Annotated in this window: 22 protein-coding genes; 7 read left to right on the forward strand and 15 right to left on the reverse strand. The window is 62.2% G+C overall.

Translation table 11 applies throughout. From position 1 onward, the window contains the following. Positions 1–2 precede the first annotated feature (2 nt). Positions 3–1421 carry a sulfatase-like hydrolase/transferase gene (locus tag RBH20_RS10590; RefSeq protein ID WP_306708315.1) on the reverse strand — a complete coding sequence of 473 codons (1419 nt, stop codon included), beginning with the start codon at positions 1419–1421 and terminating at the stop codon, positions 3–5. A 338-nt stretch (positions 1422–1759) separates the two neighbouring features. On the opposite strand from RBH20_RS10590, the gene RBH20_RS10595 reads away from it, so the two are divergent. After that, positions 1760–2530: a class I SAM-dependent methyltransferase gene (locus tag RBH20_RS10595; RefSeq protein ID WP_306708317.1), complete on the forward strand. Its 771-nt coding sequence runs from the start codon at positions 1760–1762 to the stop codon at positions 2528–2530. Between the two features lie 166 nt (positions 2531–2696). Then, positions 2697–3224, forward strand: a complete 528-nt coding sequence (locus tag RBH20_RS10600) for a GNAT family N-acetyltransferase (RefSeq protein WP_306708319.1) — start codon at positions 2697–2699, stop codon at positions 3222–3224. Positions 3225–3244: 20 nt separating this feature from the next. Here the strand turns inward: RBH20_RS10600 and RBH20_RS10605 are convergent, their stop codons facing one another. The 3 genes from RBH20_RS10605 to RBH20_RS10615 are packed head-to-tail and all read right to left on the reverse strand — an operon-like array spanning position 3245 to position 6162. Next, entirely contained in the window at positions 3245–4963 is a 1719-nt protein-coding gene (locus RBH20_RS10605; protein WP_306708321.1) for an AarF/ABC1/UbiB kinase family protein, read from the reverse strand. A gap of 18 nt (positions 4964–4981) precedes the next feature. Next, entirely contained in the window at positions 4982–5338 is a 357-nt protein-coding gene (locus RBH20_RS10610; RefSeq protein ID WP_004957670.1) for an Hsp20/alpha crystallin family protein, read from the reverse strand. Positions 5339–5385: 47 nt separating this feature from the next. After that, a complete protein-coding gene (locus RBH20_RS10615) occupies positions 5386–6162 on the reverse strand; it encodes a GIDE domain-containing protein (RefSeq protein WP_306708324.1) in 777 nt (258 codons plus the stop codon). Between the two features lie 111 nt (positions 6163–6273). Here RBH20_RS10615 and RBH20_RS10620 point away from each other — a divergent pair, with 111 nt between their 5' ends. Beyond that, entirely contained in the window at positions 6274–7200 is a 927-nt protein-coding gene (locus tag RBH20_RS10620; protein ID WP_306708326.1) for a molybdopterin-binding protein, read from the forward strand. On the opposite strand, the gene RBH20_RS10625 is transcribed toward RBH20_RS10620, so the two are convergent. The 6 genes from RBH20_RS10625 to RBH20_RS10650 form a co-directional block, all read right to left on the reverse strand. Next, entirely contained in the window at positions 7188–7835 is a 648-nt protein-coding gene (locus RBH20_RS10625; RefSeq protein WP_306708328.1) for an HAD family hydrolase, read from the reverse strand. The two genes, RBH20_RS10620 and RBH20_RS10625, sit on opposite strands and share 13 nt — an antisense overlap. Before the next feature lie 107 nt (positions 7836–7942). Continuing rightward, complete coding sequence (gene lwrS, locus RBH20_RS10630; RefSeq protein ID WP_306710430.1) at positions 7943–8362, reverse strand: LWR-salt protein; 420 nt, start codon at positions 8360–8362, stop codon at positions 7943–7945. Between the two features lie 10 nt (positions 8363–8372). Beyond that, positions 8373–8651: a 4a-hydroxytetrahydrobiopterin dehydratase gene (locus RBH20_RS10635; protein ID WP_306708330.1), complete on the reverse strand. Its 279-nt coding sequence runs from the start codon at positions 8649–8651 to the stop codon at positions 8373–8375. A gap of 41 nt (positions 8652–8692) precedes the next feature. Next, on the reverse strand, positions 8693–10039 hold the full coding sequence (gene hemA, locus RBH20_RS10640; protein ID WP_306708332.1) for a glutamyl-tRNA reductase: 1347 nt from the start codon (positions 10037–10039) through the stop codon (positions 8693–8695). Then, positions 10036–10683, reverse strand: coding sequence for a bifunctional precorrin-2 dehydrogenase/sirohydrochlorin ferrochelatase (locus RBH20_RS10645; protein WP_306708334.1), 648 nt, complete (start codon positions 10681–10683; stop codon positions 10036–10038). Before RBH20_RS10645 ends, hemA begins: the two co-directional genes overlap by 4 nt. Before the next feature lie 46 nt (positions 10684–10729). Beyond that, complete coding sequence (locus tag RBH20_RS10650; RefSeq protein WP_306708336.1) at positions 10730–11785, reverse strand: Lrp/AsnC family transcriptional regulator; 1056 nt, start codon at positions 11783–11785, stop codon at positions 10730–10732. A gap of 111 nt (positions 11786–11896) precedes the next feature. Between RBH20_RS10650 and RBH20_RS10655 the strand changes: the two genes are divergently transcribed. After that, complete coding sequence (locus RBH20_RS10655) at positions 11897–12187, forward strand: hypothetical protein (RefSeq protein ID WP_306708338.1); 291 nt, start codon at positions 11897–11899, stop codon at positions 12185–12187. Between the two features lie 5 nt (positions 12188–12192). Here RBH20_RS10655 and RBH20_RS10660 read toward each other — a convergent pair whose 3' ends face one another. The 3 genes from RBH20_RS10660 to RBH20_RS10670 all read right to left on the reverse strand — a co-directional run bounded on the left by RBH20_RS10660 (position 12193) and on the right by RBH20_RS10670 (position 13168). Then, positions 12193–12603 carry a DUF5778 family protein gene (locus tag RBH20_RS10660; RefSeq protein ID WP_306708340.1) on the reverse strand — a complete coding sequence of 137 codons (411 nt, stop codon included), beginning with the start codon at positions 12601–12603 and terminating at the stop codon, positions 12193–12195. A 173-nt stretch (positions 12604–12776) separates the two neighbouring features. After that, entirely contained in the window at positions 12777–12971 is a 195-nt protein-coding gene (locus RBH20_RS10665; RefSeq protein WP_004957702.1) for a cold-shock protein, read from the reverse strand. 2 nt (positions 12972–12973) lie between these two features. Continuing rightward, positions 12974–13168, reverse strand: coding sequence for a cold-shock protein (locus RBH20_RS10670; RefSeq protein WP_004517065.1), 195 nt, complete (start codon positions 13166–13168; stop codon positions 12974–12976). Positions 13169–13283: 115 nt separating this feature from the next. On the opposite strand from RBH20_RS10670, the gene uppS reads away from it, so the two are divergent. Continuing rightward, complete coding sequence (uppS, locus tag RBH20_RS10675) at positions 13284–14210, forward strand: polyprenyl diphosphate synthase (RefSeq protein ID WP_306708346.1); 927 nt, start codon at positions 13284–13286, stop codon at positions 14208–14210. Between the two features lie 4 nt (positions 14211–14214). On the opposite strand, the gene RBH20_RS10680 is transcribed toward uppS, so the two are convergent. Next, a complete protein-coding gene (locus RBH20_RS10680; protein ID WP_306708348.1) occupies positions 14215–14823 on the reverse strand; it encodes an undecaprenyl diphosphate synthase family protein in 609 nt (202 codons plus the stop codon). A 95-nt stretch (positions 14824–14918) separates the two neighbouring features. Here RBH20_RS10680 and RBH20_RS10685 point away from each other — a divergent pair, with 95 nt between their 5' ends. Then, complete coding sequence (locus RBH20_RS10685; protein ID WP_306708350.1) at positions 14919–16277, forward strand: DUF92 domain-containing protein; 1359 nt, start codon at positions 14919–14921, stop codon at positions 16275–16277. Beyond that, entirely contained in the window at positions 16274–16690 is a 417-nt protein-coding gene (locus RBH20_RS10690; RefSeq protein WP_306708352.1) for an N-acetyltransferase, read from the forward strand. The genes RBH20_RS10685 and RBH20_RS10690 overlap by 4 nt, the downstream gene beginning before the upstream one ends. Here the strand turns inward: RBH20_RS10690 and dnaG are convergent. Then, positions 16687–18024 (reverse strand): DNA primase DnaG, encoded by a 1338-nt coding sequence (gene dnaG / locus RBH20_RS10695; RefSeq protein WP_306708354.1) that lies wholly within the window; start codon positions 18022–18024, stop codon positions 16687–16689. The two genes, RBH20_RS10690 and dnaG, sit on opposite strands and share 4 nt — an antisense overlap. Positions 18025–18111 lie beyond the last annotated feature (87 nt).

Below are 18111 nucleotides of genomic sequence, written 5' to 3' on the forward strand. Positions count from 1 at the left end.
CCTTACTGATAACCGAGTGCCTTTAATCGTGCTGTTATCTCGTCGGATGCCTCGGTGTTTCCAGCCTCCGTCCCGTCGCTGTCGAGTGTAGCGAGGTGGTCAGCGACGGCATCCGACAAGCGGTCGAGGACGGTTGCAGGCGGGTCGGCGTCTGTCGAGTCCGAACACAGATCGACCTGTTCCTCGGGGTCATTCGTCCGGTCGTACAGTTCCTGGTGGCCTGATTCTGTGAATTCGATGTACGTGTAGCGCTCATCGCGTGCGCTGAGGAGGAGTTCCCCGTCCGCACGGCTCCGTGGAATTGGCTGGCTGGTCACGCTTTCGCCTCGGACCGCTGCGGAGACGATGGGACCGCGGTCCTCGATAGCCGTGCCGTGGACCGCCGGGGCGACGGAGGCCCCGTCCCACTCCGCCGCCGGCGTGAGCGACAGCAGATCGCACACTGTCGGCGCGATTGTGTCGAGGCCGACCGGCGTCTCGACCGACTGGTGCTCGCTTTCTGGCGTCGAGACGATGTAGGGAACATCGATGAGTTCCCGATAGAGCTTGGGGTAGTGGGCGAGATGGCCGTGTTCGAGGAATTCCTCGCCGTGGTCGCCGGCTACGATGACGGCAGTGTCGTCGCGGTGGCCTTCAGTCTCAAGGGTATCGAGGAGTCGACCGACACTGGCGTCGACCTGCCGGACCGTCGCCTCGTACAGCGTCCGGAGCGTCTCTAGCGTCCGGTCGTCGACTTCCCAGCCCAGCCCGGTTCGGAGGTGGGAGCTGAGCATCCGGAGGACACCGAAGTGGTTGTCCGACACCTCGCGGATATGCCGCGGGGCCGGGACGTACGGCGTGTGCGTGTCCATGTAGTGGACCCACAGGAAGAACGGTCCGTCGGTCGACTCCAAGAACTCAGTGGCGTGGTCTTCGAGGTCACCCATTCGGGACACATCGGCGAAGGGGCGCTCGTCCGACCCGCCGCTGAGAACGGTCGCAGCGCGCCTGAACGGCGAGGTTCCCAGTTGGACCCATGCCTGAATCGTCGGATGGGCTGCCAGGTACTTGCTGTAGCCGCCGCTATCGACGAACGGCTCGAACTCGTCGAACCCGCGGTCGTACCCCCAGTGGTCGGTGAGAAAGCCGTTTGCGGCGTTAAACCCAGCTGTCTCGATGCCGGCATCGGACACCTGCTCGGCCAGCGTTGGTGTCGACGCCAGACCGATGTCTTCGCTTTCAGTGAACACCGGCCGCGATCCGTGAATGCTAGGGAACGAAAATGGCGTCCAGTTCCCCTGTGCCACGGCATTTTCGAAGACGATGCCCGACTCGGCGAGCGAGTCCATGACAGGGGAGACGCTGTCAGTGCCACCCAGCGCGTCAGCCCGAAGCGAGTCAACCGTGACTAGCACCACGTTATTCGTTGCTGGGGCTGTCATAACCGACCCACCTTCCCCCTCACTCGCAATGTTACCGACGTATCGCGTCCGCAGACTGGGGGTTGCACCCAGCATGTGCCACCGTGTTTTCTCATACCCCCTATACCAGACACTGAATACTGAACGTTCCGGATAAATTCAGAGAGGTATAATAGAACCATACACTGATAAGGTAGAATTAAGTAGCCTTGTGAAACCCTCAAACGCCGATAGGTCTCAGCAGGCGGCTGAATACAGGGAGGTATATCTCGTGCAGTGTTCTATGAGAGAATGACTGAAAAGTGAAATTAACGAAACAATTGATACAAGGCGACTAGAATGACCCAGACACAGGGCTGATGACCGAACACAAACACGAAAACCAGCAACTCTGGAACGAATGGAGCGATGATTTCCAAGCGTTATGGAACGCAAATACCGTGGATGGAGAGCTTCCGCCGGCGCCATCGCCATTCGGTTCGGATGGTCCGGGCGAGCCTCAACCCGACATTCTTGATTCAGTTGCAGAGAAGGACTACGTCGAACTAGGATGTGGAGGCGGCCAAGCAAGTGTCGGGACCGCTAAGCTTGGTGCGGAAACTGTCGTCGGAGTGGATATCTCAGGCGAACAACTGCAGCACGCACGGCAGTTGCGAGATTTCTACGGCGTTGATGCACAGTTTCTCAAAGGAGATATCACGAACCTCCCGCTCCCCGACGACAGCTTCGATGTAGCGTCTTCCGAGACAGTCTACCAGATGATCAAGCATCTCGATGAGGCGTTTCGAGAAGTTCACCGCGTTCTCCGAGATGGCGGCATCTTCGTCCTCAGCGTGCCACATCCCATACACGAGAGTCTGGATGTCGAAAAAGAGATTTTTGAACGCAGCTACTACGACACCGGTCGGCGGGAAATCACGATTAACGACGACTACGAAGCGAACTTGATCGCCTTTGATCACACGGTTGCCGATCTTCACAATTCTCTCGTTGATGCCGGATTCACCGTCAAGCGTCTTCTCGAACCACGGCACCACCAGACCACACTCGATGATCGAAACGATAGCGATCTCCCCGAACTACTGTGGAAGGTGCCGGGGAGCGTTCGCTTCTGGGCCGTTGCAGAGTGAACGTATGAACGGACTTCTTAGTGGGTGTACAATGTTTACGTGTGATCGTCTGGATGATTGCTGACTACAAGCTCTCTATTCACCGCACCGTTTGTATCACCGCCTGAGAGTTTCAACAGAGCCAATTAAACCCCCTCTCCGACAATGACAATCTTGGACGTATTCGATGACCGACCAGATTCAATTTCGGTCCTACAACGACCGGGACGCCGACGCTGTCTGGCGTCTCCACGAATGGGCGATACGAGCGACTGGCAACGACCCCAGCGACATCCCCGGAACGTCGGACCTGCAAAACATCGAGACGCGGTATTTCGACAGCGGCGGCGCGTTTCTCGTCGGCGTCGTTCCCACTGCCGACGACGAACTCCCGGAAACGTTCGACGGCGGCCTGGCCGCGATGGGCGGGTTCCTCCCGAATGACGTCGGCCACGCGGACGAGCGCACCGTCCCCGGCGCGGCCGAGCTCCACCGGATGCGGGTCGCTCCGTCCCGACAGCGGCGTGGCTACGGTCGTCGCCTCCTCCACCAAGTTGAACAACAAGTGGCCGAGCAGGGATATGAAATCCTGCTTGCGACGACATCACAGAGCCAGCCCGCCGCGGTCGCGTTCTACCGCGACGAAGGGTATCAAGAGGTAGACCGGTCAACACAGGGCGAGTACGAACTCGTTCATTTCGAAAAGCGGCTCTGACTGTAGCGCCGGGTCGGCGTTCAGTCGCCGCTGTAGGCGTCGTCAGTGTCCTCACCGAAGGGAGTGTTGAGTCCGCCTGGGCTCTCTCGGTCTTGCTCACGCATACTCTGTCGCGTGAACTGCGGCTTGGCGCGGACGGCCTTTTTGGAGCGGAACGACCACCACAGCGCCAGTGACAGGCCGACGGTTCCAGCGATACCGACACCAGTGGCCGGTAGCGACGCTTGCGTGTATAGGAATGCCGTCGAGAACAGTGTGCTTGCGAGCAACATCCCGAGGATGAGTCGCTTGGTCATCGTCGCGAGCAGACCATCAGAGTCCTCGATGTCTGCCTGCACGCGGAAGTCCTCCCGCTCGACTCTGTCGAGGGCGGACTCCAGTTTTGGCGGGATCCGGACGGCCGACCGAGCGGCGTCGGACACTTCGGTCGCCCGGTCCTCGACGAAGTTCCGCACGCCCTCTGCGAGATATCCTTCCTCGCGGAGGTAGTCGGTGGCAACGCCGATGAAGTCGAAGTCCTCGTCAAGAGTGACACAGACACCCTCAACGACCGTGGCGACGCGCAACACGAGCGCCAGGTTTGCCGGCAGACGAAGCGGGAACTCGTATATCGTGTCTTCGACCTGCTGAATGATCTGTTGGACACGGTACTGCTCGATGTCCTCGCCGCGGGCGTCGGCGATGGCCAGTTCCATCACGTCACCCATCACCTGCCGGTCGGCCTCAGGCGAGAGCGTCCCCATCTCGATAAGAGCATCGAGGATAGCGCTGATATCCTGATCGGCGACAGCGGCGTAGAAGTCGATGATCTTGTCCTGCACGAACGGGTCGACCCGGCCGGACATCCCGAAGTCGTAGAAGACGAGTGTCCCGTCGTCCTGCACAGCGAGGTTCCCGGGATGGGGGTCGGCGTGAAACACGCCGTCGTCGATAATCATCTGCAGGTACGCCCGCTGGAGCGTCTCGGCCAGCTCCGTCCGGTTGATCCCGCCCGCGTCAAGGCTATCGATGTCGTTGATTTTCGTGCCGGGAACGTACTCCATCGTCAGGACGCGCCGGGTGGAGTGAGACTCCTTGACATCGGGGATACAGATGCGGTCGTTATCCCTGAAGTTCTCTCGAATTTCGGTGAGCATCCGACCCTCTCGCTGGTAGTCCATCTCCTCGCGGATAGTCTTCGAGAACTCGTCGGCGAGCGTCTCCAGCGAGAACGACCGGGAGTCGTCGATGAAATACATCAGCAGGGGGAGCGACCAGCGGACGACCCGCAGGTCGGCCTCAACGAGCGCTTCGATGCCCGGGCGGCGAATCTTGACAGCGACTTTCTCGCCGTCGATTTCTGCCAGATACACCTGTCCGAGCGATGCGCCGCTTATCGCCTCTCTTTCGAATTCATCGAAGCGGTCATCGACGGGCCCCAGCTCGTCCTCGATGACGACCCGTGCCTCGTCCCAGTCAGCCGGTGGTACGCGGTCCTGCAGCTTCGAGAACTCCTCGATATACTCCGGGGGCAGGACGTCCGGCCGCGTCGAGAGGATCTGCCCGAGTTTGATGAACGTCGGGCCGAGCGTTAGTAACGAATCGAGCAGCTGTTGTGCACGTTCGCGACGCTGTTCGGGCGTGACGCGGCGCGATGAGCCGATCACGAAGAACCGTTTTCGGTCTCGTGCGTACGCGACCAACAGGGGCAGGAAGTGGCGTGCAACGACGAGGAACCGCCAGTACGCGCGAAGATTCACCGGCTTGCCACCTCTGAGTCAGTCCCCGTCGATCGGGATCGTGGTGCTCGGTGCGGCTGTCGCCTTCGGCAGGCGGAGTTCGAGGACACCGTTTTCGACGGTCCCCTCCCCGCCCTGTCCGGTCGTGTCCGGCGGGAGCGGGAGTTCGGCATCAAGGAACACGGAGCGGTCCTCGCGGACAAAGGTGAACTCGCCGGGCACGTCCTTGGTCCGTTGCCCGTCGATCCGAAGGCGGCCCCCTTCAACAGTCACGTCGATTGTCTCCGCGGTCACACCCGGTAGATCGAGCACGAGCAAGTATTCGTCCTCGGATTCGAGCACGTCCGCGAACACGGCGTCGGGAAGGTCCCGAAGCGCTTCTCGCAGGGCAGACATACGCTCGTCTAGGTGGTACGCTGTGGTAAACCCGACGGTCTCTGCTACTACAGGAGTGTGGAGAGGAGTGCGATGCTACCGATGATAACCGCGAGAAGCCCGAATACAGTTTCGGCGATAGCACCCCGAACAATCCGCCGGGCAGTGCCACGCTCGCTGGTGTCAGAGATAACGAACACCGGCGTCGCGTTGCCATCCCCGACGATAGCATCGACCAGATTGCTGCCCCACGCTGTTGCGGGGCCGCGCATCGCCTGACCGTAGACGTATACATCCTCGCCAACGTCCAGTCGACGCTCGGTAAAGCGCTGTTTGTTCCCTAGGCTGATCTCCGTCACGAGCAGGTTCACCGACCCGTCCTGCGCCTCGACGCCCTCCGTTCGCTCGACGTAATCGGCTAGGCGCTCGGGGAGTTCAGTCCCCGGAGAAACCGTCACAGATTGGGATTCAAATCGTACGTCCGCCCCGTCTGGGTTCACTCGAACGCGTGCGTTCCCGTCGTCAACGATGAAGTCGACGCCGTCCTGCCCCTCGTCCAGCGTCTCCCAGTTTGAATGTTTGCCCGACGACCGGTACTCCTCGACCTCGTAGGTGTAGGCCAGACACTCGCTACCGGTAAAAGGGGCGGTGACGGTTCCGGCATCATCGCTGGCGACGGCTGTGCCAGTGATTTCGACGGGACCAGTGTGCCCGTCGAGTGAGCGCACCGAGACCGGGTCGTTTCGAAGAATGTGGAACACCGTTTTGAGTTCCCGGCCGCCGCGGAAGAGGACGAAACCGCCGATGGTCAGGAACACGATGCCGACCAGTTGCGGGAGGACCATACGTCGATGCCGGACCCGACCGACGAAAAACGTTCCCAGTCCGTGTAGACATGTGGCGGATGTGCCGTGGCTACTCGGGGCGTTTTTGCCACAGTACCCACTAGCAAGGGTATGGCTGGCTCCCCGCCGTCGGAGGCCGAGTCGCTCGCGCTGAAGACTGCCCGCAGACAGCTCGGTAGCTTCGCTGTCCCCGTCGACCGTACAGACAGGATTCCGCTCTCAGTTGCTGTCGGACGAGTCCTAGCGACAGACGCGACGGCGAACAAACCTGTTGAGGAAGCAGATATCTCGGTCGACGACACCGTCTTCAGCCAGGGCCATCAGGTGCGGCCTGGCGACGTGGGACTGCTGAGAGCAACCGGCGTCTCCGAACTTCTCGTCCGCCAGCGACCGCAGATCGGAATCGTCCCGACTGACGACGAACCCCGAGCAGATGCCAGCGCAGCCGGCAAGGTCGAGACGGCGGGGTTTACGCTGGCGCAGTACGTCGACCGGTGGGGCGGGAAGGTGACCTACCGGGACCCCGTCGTCGACGATGCTCCGGCGCTCCGAATGGCCGTCCAGCGCGACCTCACCCGTGATGCGCTCGTCATCACCGGGACCGAGCCGGGGGATACGCTTCGAGAGATCGTTGCGGATCTCGGTGAGGTGTTCACCGACTACGTCGATATCGACCCAGGCCAGCGGACGGGCGTCGCTGTCGTCGAGGACCGCCCGGTCCTGCTGTTACCAGAGTCGCCAATTGCAGCACGCGTCGGTGCGGTACAGCTCCTTCGTCCGCTACTGAAGGCGTTTGCCGATGCACCGCTGTCTGCACATCCAGAGACACGAGCGACGCTGGCGGAGCAGGTCGACAGTCAGAACGCGGTCCGGACGTTTACTCCGGTCGCCGTGAGCGACGGAACGGCGACGCCGCTCCCCGGCGTTGACCTCGCGACAGCGACCCGGGCTGACGGCTGGGTATCCGTGGCCGCTGACGAGGCTGGTATCGATGCCGGAACGACCGTCACTGTGGAAAACTGGGACTACCTGCCCTGAGACGACGCCAGGTCGAGCAGCGTCCCGACGCGTTTGTCACCACGCACGCACCGGCCTGTCTCTGCCGGGGACCGCCGGCCGACGTGGACGCCATCGAGGCCTGCGTTCCACGCCGCGCCGATGTCTGACGGATTATCTCCAGCCAGCACGCCGCTGTGGCCGTTGTACCAGACATCCATCTCCCGCATCGCCAGTTCCACCGGCTTTGGATCGGGCTTCCAGCCGATGTCGTCGTCACAGCAGACGACCGTCTCGAACCAGTCGGCGATGTCCAGATGATCGAGTACCGGTTCGGTGAGGTACTGCTGGCAGTGTGTGACCAGTCCGACCGGTGTATCGAGGGTGGCGAGGAACGTCTCGGCGTCGTCGTAGAGATACGTCGCCTCGGCCCGAGCAATGGGGTCTTCCTCCTCGTGGAACAGCCGCCAGAACTCCTGCTGGTCGACGTTGCGCTCCGCAAGCGTTTGCGACCGTGTCCCACCGAATCCGTACCAGAGTGCATCCCGTTCCCGGTCGGTGAACTCGACGCCGAGGCGGTCGCCGACGGCGCCCATTACCTTCCGGGGGTACGCTGGCTCGATATCGACGAGCGTCCCGTCGAGGTCGAACAGCCAGAAGTCGTAGTCGGTGGTCATGAGGATAGATTATTTAGCGATTCTCTGATAAAGTCTTTCGGGCCCTACGACCGGTTTTGGTGTGTATAACCGCTCTGTAGCCACTGACTACAGAGCCGCGTCTCGTTTCACGTCACCTGAATCGAGCTACCGAGGTACTTGTTGACGACCTCGCGGACCGACCCGGCGTTAAACAGGGCCAGATTGTTCGCGATTTCAGCTTTCAGTGACTCCAGATACGCCTCGTCGGTTCTGAACTCACTGAACGACGCCGAAATGACTGGACAGCCGAGTTCGTCTTCGACGAGCCGACGGAAGTGCGGTTCGTCAGCGAGTTCGCCCCGCCAGAGCGTGTCCCGGAAGAACAGCCAGCCGCTTTCACCCGGGTCGTCAGCTACCCGATACAGCGTCGTCTCGAACTGGTCGGGGTCGGTCCACAGCCCATCAGCGTCTGGCTCCAGCCGGAGTTCCACCCGGAATACGTACCGGGCGGTTGCGTTGTCGGAATCAGTCGGCTGGAGGGAGGCGAGTCTATCAGCCGTGTCCACAGTCACACCGTCAGTCGTGGATGCCGTTCAGTCGCTCGGCGAGGTCGATGTCGTTTTCCGTGATGCCGCCGGCGTCGTGGGTCGTGAGTCGAACTTCGACCTCACCCCAGCGAATGGTCATCTCCGGGTGATGCCACGCGTCCTCGGCGAGGCCGGCTGCGGCGCTCAGAAAGCCCGACGCGTCCAGATAGCCGTCGAACTCGAAGACGCGAACGATCTCGTCGTCTTCGCGGGCCCATTCCTCGGGTAGCCGGTCGCTAATCTCGTCGTCAGAGAGCAAGTCTGCCATATCGGCTACGTCGGGCGGCGTGGGCAAAAAGGTGGGCGTGGTCAGTCGTCGGAGAGTCGGTCGAGCATCGCGTTCGGGATCTCGTCGCGCATCCCGTCGGGAATGTCCTCGACCGACATGCCCTGGGTGAACTCGGGCGGGGTAGCCTGGTCGGGGCCGCCGAAGTCCGGGTCGAACAACTGGAGCGCCGTGTGAATCGTCGACCAGTCATCTTCCTCCGCGGCGTCGCGTAGACTCTTGGTCGGTGCGGCGAGGATCTGCGAGACGATAGCGTCGGCCATTGCTTCAACGACCTCTGCCTGGTCATCGTCGAAGTCAGCCGCTGAAAGCGCGCTATTTATCTCTGCAGCCTTGACCTGTTCAGCACTCTCGTACATCGTCGAAATGACCCTGTCAGCGCGTTTGCGCTTGTACTGCGTGAGCAGGCGGTCGAACTCCTCGTCGACGATACGTTCGACCGCCTCAGCGGCTCGTTGCCGCTTGTTCCGTGTTTCGGCGGTCACCGACTCCAGCGCGTCGAGGTCATACACTGTCACCGACGGAAGGCGGTCCGCGCCCGCCGGGACATCACGCGGCTGGGCAATATCGACAATGGATACATCGCCGGAATCGCTGAAGGTCCCAATATCGAACACCTGGTCGCCGCTTCCCGTTGCCGAAATGACGGCACTGGCCTCGGAGACGGCCGCTTCGATGCCGTCGAGCGCAACCGCACTGGCGTCGATGTCGACTGAGTCGGCAATATGCTCCGCGTGTGGGACTGTCCGGTTGGCCACGAGTAGCCGGTCTACCTCCTCACTGAGCGCATCGGCAGCGAGCTGCCCCATCTCGCCAGCCCCGACGACGAGCGCTGTCCCGTCCGCCAGCGAACTCTCCTGTTTGAGAAGGCGAACCGCGGCGGAGGCAATCGAGACAACTCCTTCGTTGATTTTCGTCTCCGTGCGGGCGCGTTCGCCGACGTGAATCGCTTTCGTGACGCCGTCTTCCAGCATCGGCCCGATGCCGCCAACGCCGCGGGCGGTCTCATAGGCGGTTCGAAGCTGGCCGAGGATCTGGTCTTCGCCAAGCACAATCGATTCAAGCCCGGCAGCCACCCGGAGCAAGTGACGGAGACTCTCCTCGTGACCCATCTCAACAACGACGTCGTCGGGCACGGCGCGGGTAAACAGTTCGAGCGCCTCGAGCCCGGCCTCGTGATCAGAGACAACGACGTACCCCTCGGTACGGTTACACGTCTGCAGCGCAATCGCCTCTTCGACCGCGGGGTTCGCGAGCAAGGACTCGACGGCGCGGCGCTCGCTGTCTGCCGCAGCGGTCTCTAATTGGTCGACGCTTGCGCGCTCATGGGAGATACAGACCCCAACGATTGCACCAGTGTCCCCTCTCACATTTGATCACCAGGTAACTCTCCGATCACGTCTCTAGCTACTTGCTCACCCTTGGACCTGCCACTATCTAAAGCCTTCCAAACTTCCCGTGACCTGACAACGGACCTGACGGCGTCACGTCGTTTGGCCGGCGGGACCCCCCGGTCGCGCAGGTCTTCACGGAGGTCGCCGACGACCTCGGCCATCAGACCAGCGTTTCCGAACTCGTCTTCGAACTGCTCGCGAAGGTGCTTCGACAGCGCCGGCGCGCGCCCGCCGGTCGCAATCGCCAGCGTCACGGGGTCGTCCCGTACCGTGGCCGGCACGACAACGTTGCCGAACGACTGGTCGCCGTGGTCGTCGGCGCGGTTGACGAGCGCACCGTGCTCCGCAGCAGCCGTGCTGAAAGCGCCGTTTAGGTCCGCGTTGTCTGTCGCGGCAACGACCAGCGCCGGGTCGGTCCGCTCGACCCAGTCTGTGGCGTCCTCCGGCGTCGGGGCGGCCCGGATCTTGTCGGCGTCCGCGAACGCCCGGTCGGCGAACTCGGGACTGAGAACGACGACGCTCGCCTCCGTGGCGAACGTTCGGGCCTTGCGTGCGCCGACCGGTCCGCCGCCGACGACGAGGACTGTCTCACCCTCGAAGTCGTGCATGAGCGGAATCATCGGTTGGCACTCCTTGATTCGGCACTGCGGTCCTGCATACGCACGATCACGCCGTTTCTGTGTTCTGTCGCGCTCGTTCGTCCAGCCTGATACCCGTCTTCTTCAGGATGCGCGTCGAGAACAGCGTGTCCCAGTCGTCCTCGGTCACGTCCCAGTGGTCGGCCATCCGGTCGCGGACCTGCTGGATGCGCTCCTGACTCTCCGCCTCGCTTCGCCCGTGGGTCATCGCGAAGAAGTTGTACGGCCAGACACCGTCATGGCGGGGCCGCTCGTAGCAGTGAGTCACGAAGTCGAACTCGGCGATAGCCGGGCCGACTTCGTCGATGACTTCGTCGGGCACGTCCCAGACGGTCATCCCGTTCTCGCTGTAGCCAAGGGCGTAGTGGTTCGGGATGACCCCGACGCGGCGGACTTTCCCCTCCCTGTTGAACCGCTGTATCGTCTCCAGCACCCACTCGACATCGGCGTCGATTTCGGCAGCCACGTCAGCGTACGGCGTAGCAGTGACCGGGAGCCCGTCCTGGATTTCCAACACGAGGTCCAGTTCGTCAGCGGTCAGGGACTGGCTGTCCGTCGGCGTCACGTCCGGTCCCAGATCCGAGAAGTCGATATCTTGCGTTTGTGGCCCCTCAACGGGGAATTTCGCGCCGACGTGGAACTCCTGCTGTTTCGGGAGGTTGTACGTCTCCTCGCCGGTTTCGGCCTCGATGTCGGCCAGAACCTCCTCGACCCGTCCTTCCTCGGCCACCGAGAGGACGAACCACATATTCAGATGCGGGTGCTCGCGCTCGTAGTTGTGCGCGACCTCCGGGTACGCGTTTATTATCTCGGCGTGTTCGTCGTAGCTGTCCTCGGGGGCGTGGGTGGCGACGAGCGTGGCAGTGCCGCCGATCGCCTCGGCGTTGATGAGTGCCCCGAACCGCGTGAGCACGCCCGCGTCGTCGAGGTCCTGTACGCGCGCCAATAGCTCGTCCGCGTCGATGTCGACGCCGTGGTCAGCAAGGGCCGCCGCGGCCGGCTCGAACGGCCGTTCGACGACCGGGAAGCCGCCTTGGAAGGCGTTCAACACCGCCCGGTCTACCGTCCCGAGGTCTTCGCTCATACGGAAAGCTGGGGGTTCTGCGAATAAAAACAGCCCGGGACAGGCGAGCGAACGCGGCCCGCATGTCCGGGTCGCCGGAGCGTTTTATCCCCTTGCGCCCCTAGTTCACGTGTGGCAATCTCGACAGCCGAACTGGCGGTCCGGCTGCTGGTCTACCTGTTCGTTCTGGTAGGAGTGCCGCTGTGGTTCGTCCTCATGTTCCGACTCATGGACTATGCCGCACACGATACGCTCGTCGACCAATTCGGCGGCCAACGCAACGGCCGAGACACCGGGCAGCTCAACGCCTACTTCGAACAGGCCGCGGTTGAGGCAACGAACTGTCGTATCTGTGGCGCGGCGAACGGCCCCGACTACACGTACTGTCACAACTGCCAAGAGCGGCTGTCGACCGGCGATTGACGGGCTTACTCGCCTTCGACACCGGTGACTGCGTAGCCAGCGTCCTTGACCGCTTCGAGAATCCCATCGTGGTCAGCGCTGGCCTCGTAGTAGAACACCAGATCGAAGGAGCCGTTGCGAAGGAGCTGCTGGCACTCCCAGACGAACTCCTCGTCGTCCAGCGTGAGGCCCTGATGCTGGTTCGACGCGAACTCGGAGTCGTCGCTGCCGGAGTAGACGAACGTGTCCGCCGGGTTCAGGCCAGCACCCTCGGCGATGAGTTCACCGACCTCGATGGTGGCCTGCATCATCTCGATCTCGTCGCTACCGTCGTACTCCGTGTGGACGACAGCGCCGTTGAGCTGAATCTCGCCCGGCTCAAGTAGTTGTTTGGTCCGGCGGTAAAGGTCATCGTCAAGTGCGTCGGCCTCGCTCATACCATGCGGTCGGTGTTGCTTTCCCTAAGACACTTCGGATTCAGAGCGCTGCTCCGTCTACCCGAAGATATTCGGTTCGAGAGGCGGTGCAGCGACGGCGGTGGGAACCCACACGCTGTCGAGTCGCACCGCTCAGTCGGTTGCGAACCCGTTGAAAAGCGAGCCGTCCTCGCTTACAGTCGCTCGAGGTTCTTCGCCCGCGGGCCTTTGTCTGCCTGTTCGATGTCGAATTCGACTTCTTGCCCTTCTTCTAAGTCCGGGCCGCCGACATCTTCCATGTGGAAGAACACGTCTTCGTCGGCATCGTCGGTTTCGATGAAACCGTAGCCGCCCGTATCGTTGAAGAAGTCGACAGTGCCTGTCGCCATGGTTACAGCCGCGTGAGGTTTTTCGCGCGCGGGCCTTTGTCGGCCTGCTCAATCTCGAATTCCACTTCTTGCCCCTCCTCGAGGTCAGGACCGTCGATGTCCTCCATGTGGAAGAAGACGTCCTCGTCGGAGTCTTCGGTATCGATGAAACCGTAACCGCCTGTGTCGTTGAAGAAGTCTACCGTACCGGTCGCCATTGCAATTTGAACGTTACGCTGGGGTATATTAAAACTATGCGCATATATTTCGACAGATTAGGTGGGAAATAACTGTACCCGATCCCTTCCACAAAGCCCTTATTGAGTGGTTGAAATGTACACAACGATGCTATCGAGGGGGAAGCGACTGGGATATGCGGCCTACGAGCGATTGCTCCAGTGGGAACTGTCAGGGACGCCCGACCATGTTGCAGTCATTATGGACGGGAACCGAAGATACGCTGAAAAGCAGGGCGCAAAAAAACAGGAGGGCCACAAAGAAGGAGCCCAAACGACCGAGGCACTGTTGAACTGGTGCGACGAACTCGGCATTCGTGAGGTGACGCTGTACACGTTCTCGACGGAGAACTTCGACCGCGACCCCGAGGAACGCCAACACATCTTCGACCTCGTCGAACAGAAACTCCAGACGTTTGCCGACGCCGAGCGGGTCCACGAGGCCGGCGTGTGTATCCGCGCCATCGGCGAAACAGAGATGCTACCCGAACGGGTACGTGACGCTATCGATTACGCCGAGGGACGAACGGCACAGTACGACCAGCTCAACCTCAACATCGCGCTGGCCTACGGCGGCCGGGCCGAACTGCTCGGTGCGGCCCGCGACGTTGCTACTGCCGTCGAAACCGGGACCCTCGACCCAATGGATGTCTCTGCGGAAACCATCGAAGAGCGACTCTACGAGGGGCCGACCCGCGATGTCGACCTCATCGTTCGAACCGGCGGCGACGAGCGCACCTCGAACTTCTTGCCGTGGCACGCCAACGGCAACGAGGCCGCCACGTTCTTCTGTACGCCCTACTGGCCTGAATTCCGGAAAGTCGACTTTTTGCGAGCGATCCGAACGTACCAGAACCGCGAGGATTCCTGGCGGACGACCCGTGCCGAGCGGTCGCTGGCACTGGTTCGTGCCATCGAGCAATCGGAACTACCGACGGCCAAGCGGATGCTCGGACGGTTTCGTGATGCGCTCCCGAGTACCGAACGCGAGCAACTCGACGAAGAGTACGACCTCGCAGACTGATCTCCTAGCGGCCAAAGCGCCGCTGGCGCTCCTGATAATCTCGCAACGCCCGCAAATAATCCCGGAGCCGGAAGTTCTGCCAGTTCACGTCGGTGAAATACAACTCCGAATAGACGGACTGCCAGATCATGAAATCCGAAAGCCGTTCGGCCCCGGTCTTGATCACCAGATCCGGGTCGGTCGGGAAGACAAGATGCTCCTCGACCGCGGCCTCGTCGATGTCGCTCGGGTCGAGCGACCCCGTATCGACGTCTTCTGCCAGTTTTTGGACAGCCGTTGCGAACTCCGACTGCCCGCCGAGGCCGATCGAAATCTGAATCGGGGCGTCGGCTGTCGTCTCGTCGTCCGGTACTCTGACCGCTATCTCCCGTGGCGCGGTGACGCTTTCGAGTTCGCGCTGCAGCGTCGGGATCGCCTCCTCATCAAGAACGCTCACGTAGACGACGACAGTGTCGGTGCCGTACTGAACAGCCCAGTCGAAAAACCGCTCTAAGGTACGGTATGCACCGTCTCCAAGCAGGTCTCGCTCCGTAATCACCAGCGCGACCGTCTCGGGCAGGTCGGCGTCGCTGCGCCGAACGCGCATCGCGAGATATCGGTCGTATAGTCCCACGTCCGCCGGTATGCTTACGGCCCCAGTAAATCCCACGGTACTATCGCCTCCACAGTTCGGAAAGGGTAAGTGCCTCTCGGGGATACCGGTGGGACGTGACTGGCACAGTCCGTCGGGCAGGCGCGTTTGCCGCCGTGGGGACCCTCGCGGTCGCCGTTCCGGCCGCAACGGGCTTTCGCTCGCTCGAACTCGCGACTGTCGCCGCTATCGCACCCTTCGTCCTTGTCGCCGCGCTCGGCGTGACGATCATCGGACAGGACTCACGGTTGTTCGACCTGTTCGCCCGCCCCGGTGACTACGAAGACGGGAAACTATACGGGCTAGCGGCCTTCTCGCTTGCCGCCGCCGGGCTCGCGCTGCTGGCCGTCCGCTTCAGTCTGCCGGGTCCGGTGTTCGTCGGCGTCGTTGTCATCGTCGCCTACGGGAATCTCGGCCAGCGACTCGCATACACCGTCCGCGCGGACGAGGTAGTCGCAACCGCGGGTTTCGTCCTCGTCGGCTTCGTCGCCGGCGTCGCAGGGCAGGTTCTCGGAACGCGGATTCAGGCCGCCGTTGGCGAGGGAGCAGCCGCTATCGACCTTCCGCTCGTGCTGTTTCTCGCCGCTAGCGGTGCGTTCGTTGCCGCGCTGCTTCGCTCGGTGCTGTTCGAACGGGACGATCCGCTGGTGATGCTCACCGTGGGACTGCTGCTGTGGCTGTTTTTCGAACTCGACCCGTCGGTGACGGCACAGCGCGTCGTCATCGCGCTTGCCGTGACAGTCCTGCTCGGCTACCTCTCCTACGCGCTCGACACCGCATCCCTTCCGGGGATGCTCACCGGCGTCCTCCTCTCCTTTTTGACCATCGTGCTCGGCGGCTTCGGCTGGTTCGCCATGCTGATTTCCTTCTTCGGGCTCGGTGGCCTCTCGACGAAGTACCGCTATGACGAGAAACTGGACCGCGGCATCGCCGAGGAGAACGAAGGCGCACGCGGGAGCGGGAATGTGCTCGCAAACTCCATCGTCGCGCTGTTCGCCGTCGTTGCGGCGGCGGCGAGTCCGAGCCACATCGCTGTCGACCCGCTGCTGTTCTTCTATGCCTTCGCCGGGGCCGTTGCCGCCGCGATGACCGACACGTTCTCCAGTGAGTTCGGCGGGCTCTACGACAACCCGCGGCTCATTACGACGCTCAAACCCGTCGAGCCGGGCACTGACGGCGGCGTAACCTGGCAAGGCGTGGCCGCCGGGGCCGCCGGCGCGGGCATCATCGCCGGCATCGCCGCGCTCACGCAGGACATCAGCACAGTCGGCAGCGGCGTCATCCTCCTCTGTGGGCTGGTCGGCATGACCGTCGACAGCCTGCTGGGTGCGACTGTCGAGGGCTCGGTCGTCGGCAATCAGGGCGTCAATATGCTCGCGACTCTGGCGGCCGCGCTGACCGGTGCAGGCGTCGTGCTGGCCGCCGGCCTCCTATGATCCGGGAGGCCCGTTCCGAAGACGAGGGGCGTCTCCGGGCGATCCAGACGAACGCGCTCGATGAGCCGTGGCCGGAACTCCTCGGTGTCGGAATCGACGGCCCGCCGCTCGTGCTGGTCCTCGACATCGGCGAGCCGCTTGGCTACGCGCTTGTCGTTCCGGACCACCCGGTCGCGTATCTGGCGGAGTTCGCCATCGCGCCCGGGAAGCAAGGGCAGGGTCTCGGGACAACACTGATGAACGGACTGCTGGACAGGCTCCGGACTGGGGGGTTCGAAACAATGAGACTTACTGCGCGCGCGGATGACAACCGGGCACGCTCATTCTACGATGGGTTCGGATTCTTAGTCGCCGATGAGCTCCCTGACCACTACGACGACGGCGATGGTGTGCTGTTCGTTCGAGACATTTAATTCTCGATACGGACCTGCACGGCCGTCGGCTGTTTGACGTACTCGCCGTGGCCGGCGGCGACGACAACATCGACGCCGCGCTGGGCGGCGACGTCAAGGAGCTTTTGCGTACAGTCGGCATCGATAACGACGGTTTTGGGGACGTCCTCAGCGGATTCAAGCAGTGAGACAACGGTATCGGCGTCATCCTCCGCAAGCAGCGTCGCGTCTTCGTCGACCAGTCTGGCCGTCCCGCTGTGGTTCTGAATGACGGCTTCGATGTGGTCCGAAAGCGAGGGGATGGTCGGTCCATCACCGCTTTCGGTCGTCTCCACATCGGTCGCGGCATCCGTCACAGCGGCCGCGTTCGGACTGTCCGCGCCGTTCGTCGCTCCGTCGGCTGTCTCTGTCTGCGCCGACCCGGTCTGTGGATCGGGCGCGGGCTGGCTGTCAGCGGTGTCGTCCGATATCGCGGCGGTCACGGCACCGCCGTCGGCGGTCGTCGACTCCCCGGTGTGGGACATCTCATCGCGGATGCTGTCGAGGCTCTTGGCGCTTGCAACCGTCTCGTAGGGAACCTTGTCCCGGAGCGCCGACATCACCTCGCTCCGGGAGAGATCCTCAACGGACTTGCCGGTGGGCGTGACAGCGACGTAGTCCACGTCACCGACTTGCGCGAGTTCCTTCAGAATGAGGTCTCCACCGCGGTCACCGTCGAGGAACGACGTCACCGTTCGACCGGCCGTGAGGTCCGCAATAGCGTCGGGGACATCAGTTCCCTCGACGGCCACGGCGTTCTTGATGCCGTATTTAAGTAGTTGCATCACGTCCGAGCGGCCCTCGACGACGACAATCGCGTCGGAGTCGGCCACACGCGGTCCAGCTGGGAGTCCCTCATAGTCGGTCACGTCGGCGACCCGGACCTGCTGTCTGACCGTTTCGACGATGTCCGCGGTCTGGATGGATTTTTCCTCGAAGTCGTTCAAGAGTTCCGTCGCGCGCTCGACGACTTCGCGCCGCTTGGCGCTGCGTACGTCTTCGATTTCGGAAACCTCGATTTCGGCACGGCACGGCCCTACCTGTTCGATGGTCTCCAGTGCCGCGGCGAGAATCGCTGTTTCGACCCTGTCGAGGCCGCTCGCGACGGTAATCTCCCCGAATGACTGTCCGCTCTCGGAGCGTATCTCCACGTCGATGCGCCCGACCTTCTTCGAGTCCTGCAGGTCCCGCAGGTCCAGTTCATCACCGAGTAATCCCTCCGTTTGGCCGAACACCGCGCCGACGACATCGCTGCGCTCAACGACTCCCGCCGCCGTGATGTCGGCATGTATCAGATATTTCGCCGTATCTTGCATGATTGTCCTGTTTTCCAGCCCGTCAACCGGTGTTCCGACGGACTGCTGTCACTATACTGATGTTGGGAAGTACAGGGGAATAACCTT

The sequence above is a fragment of the Haloarcula sp. H-GB4 genome, from assembly GCF_030848575.1.
Taxonomy (GTDB): domain Archaea; phylum Halobacteriota; class Halobacteria; order Halobacteriales; family Haloarculaceae; genus Haloarcula.

Excerpts from the sequence above, each read along its gene's own strand:
- RBH20_RS10600 (WP_306708319.1), top strand. The coding sequence starts at position 2,697 with ATGACCGACCAGATTCAATTTCGGTCCTACAACGACCGGGACGCCGAC.
- dnaG (WP_306708354.1), bottom strand. The coding sequence starts at position 18,024 with ATGCAAGATACGGCGAAATATCTGATACATGCCGACATCACGGCGGCG.
- RBH20_RS10625 (WP_306708328.1), bottom strand. The coding sequence starts at position 7,835 with ATGACCACCGACTACGACTTCTGGCTGTTCGACCTCGACGGGACGCTC.
- RBH20_RS10595 (WP_306708317.1), top strand. The coding sequence starts at position 1,760 with ATGACCGAACACAAACACGAAAACCAGCAACTCTGGAACGAATGGAGC.
- RBH20_RS10615 (WP_306708324.1), bottom strand. The coding sequence starts at position 6,162 with ATGGTCCTCCCGCAACTGGTCGGCATCGTGTTCCTGACCATCGGCGGT.
- uppS (WP_306708346.1), top strand. The coding sequence starts at position 13,284 with ATGTACACAACGATGCTATCGAGGGGGAAGCGACTGGGATATGCGGCC.
- RBH20_RS10645 (WP_306708334.1), bottom strand. The coding sequence starts at position 10,683 with ATGATTCCGCTCATGCACGACTTCGAGGGTGAGACAGTCCTCGTCGTC.
- RBH20_RS10660 (WP_306708340.1), bottom strand. The coding sequence starts at position 12,603 with ATGAGCGAGGCCGACGCACTTGACGATGACCTTTACCGCCGGACCAAA.
- RBH20_RS10650 (WP_306708336.1), bottom strand. The coding sequence starts at position 11,785 with ATGAGCGAAGACCTCGGGACGGTAGACCGGGCGGTGTTGAACGCCTTC.
- RBH20_RS10590 (WP_306708315.1), bottom strand. The coding sequence starts at position 1,421 with ATGACAGCCCCAGCAACGAATAACGTGGTGCTAGTCACGGTTGACTCG.
- RBH20_RS10690 (WP_306708352.1), top strand. The coding sequence starts at position 16,274 with ATGATCCGGGAGGCCCGTTCCGAAGACGAGGGGCGTCTCCGGGCGATC.
- RBH20_RS10610 (WP_004957670.1), bottom strand. The coding sequence starts at position 5,338 with ATGTCTGCCCTGCGAGAAGCGCTTCGGGACCTTCCCGACGCCGTGTTC.
- RBH20_RS10670 (WP_004517065.1), bottom strand. The coding sequence starts at position 13,168 with ATGGCGACCGGTACGGTAGACTTCTTCAACGACACAGGCGGTTACGGT.
- RBH20_RS10665 (WP_004957702.1), bottom strand. The coding sequence starts at position 12,971 with ATGGCGACAGGCACTGTCGACTTCTTCAACGATACGGGCGGCTACGGT.
- RBH20_RS10635 (WP_306708330.1), bottom strand. The coding sequence starts at position 8,651 with ATGGCAGACTTGCTCTCTGACGACGAGATTAGCGACCGGCTACCCGAG.
- RBH20_RS10620 (WP_306708326.1), top strand. The coding sequence starts at position 6,274 with ATGGCTGGCTCCCCGCCGTCGGAGGCCGAGTCGCTCGCGCTGAAGACT.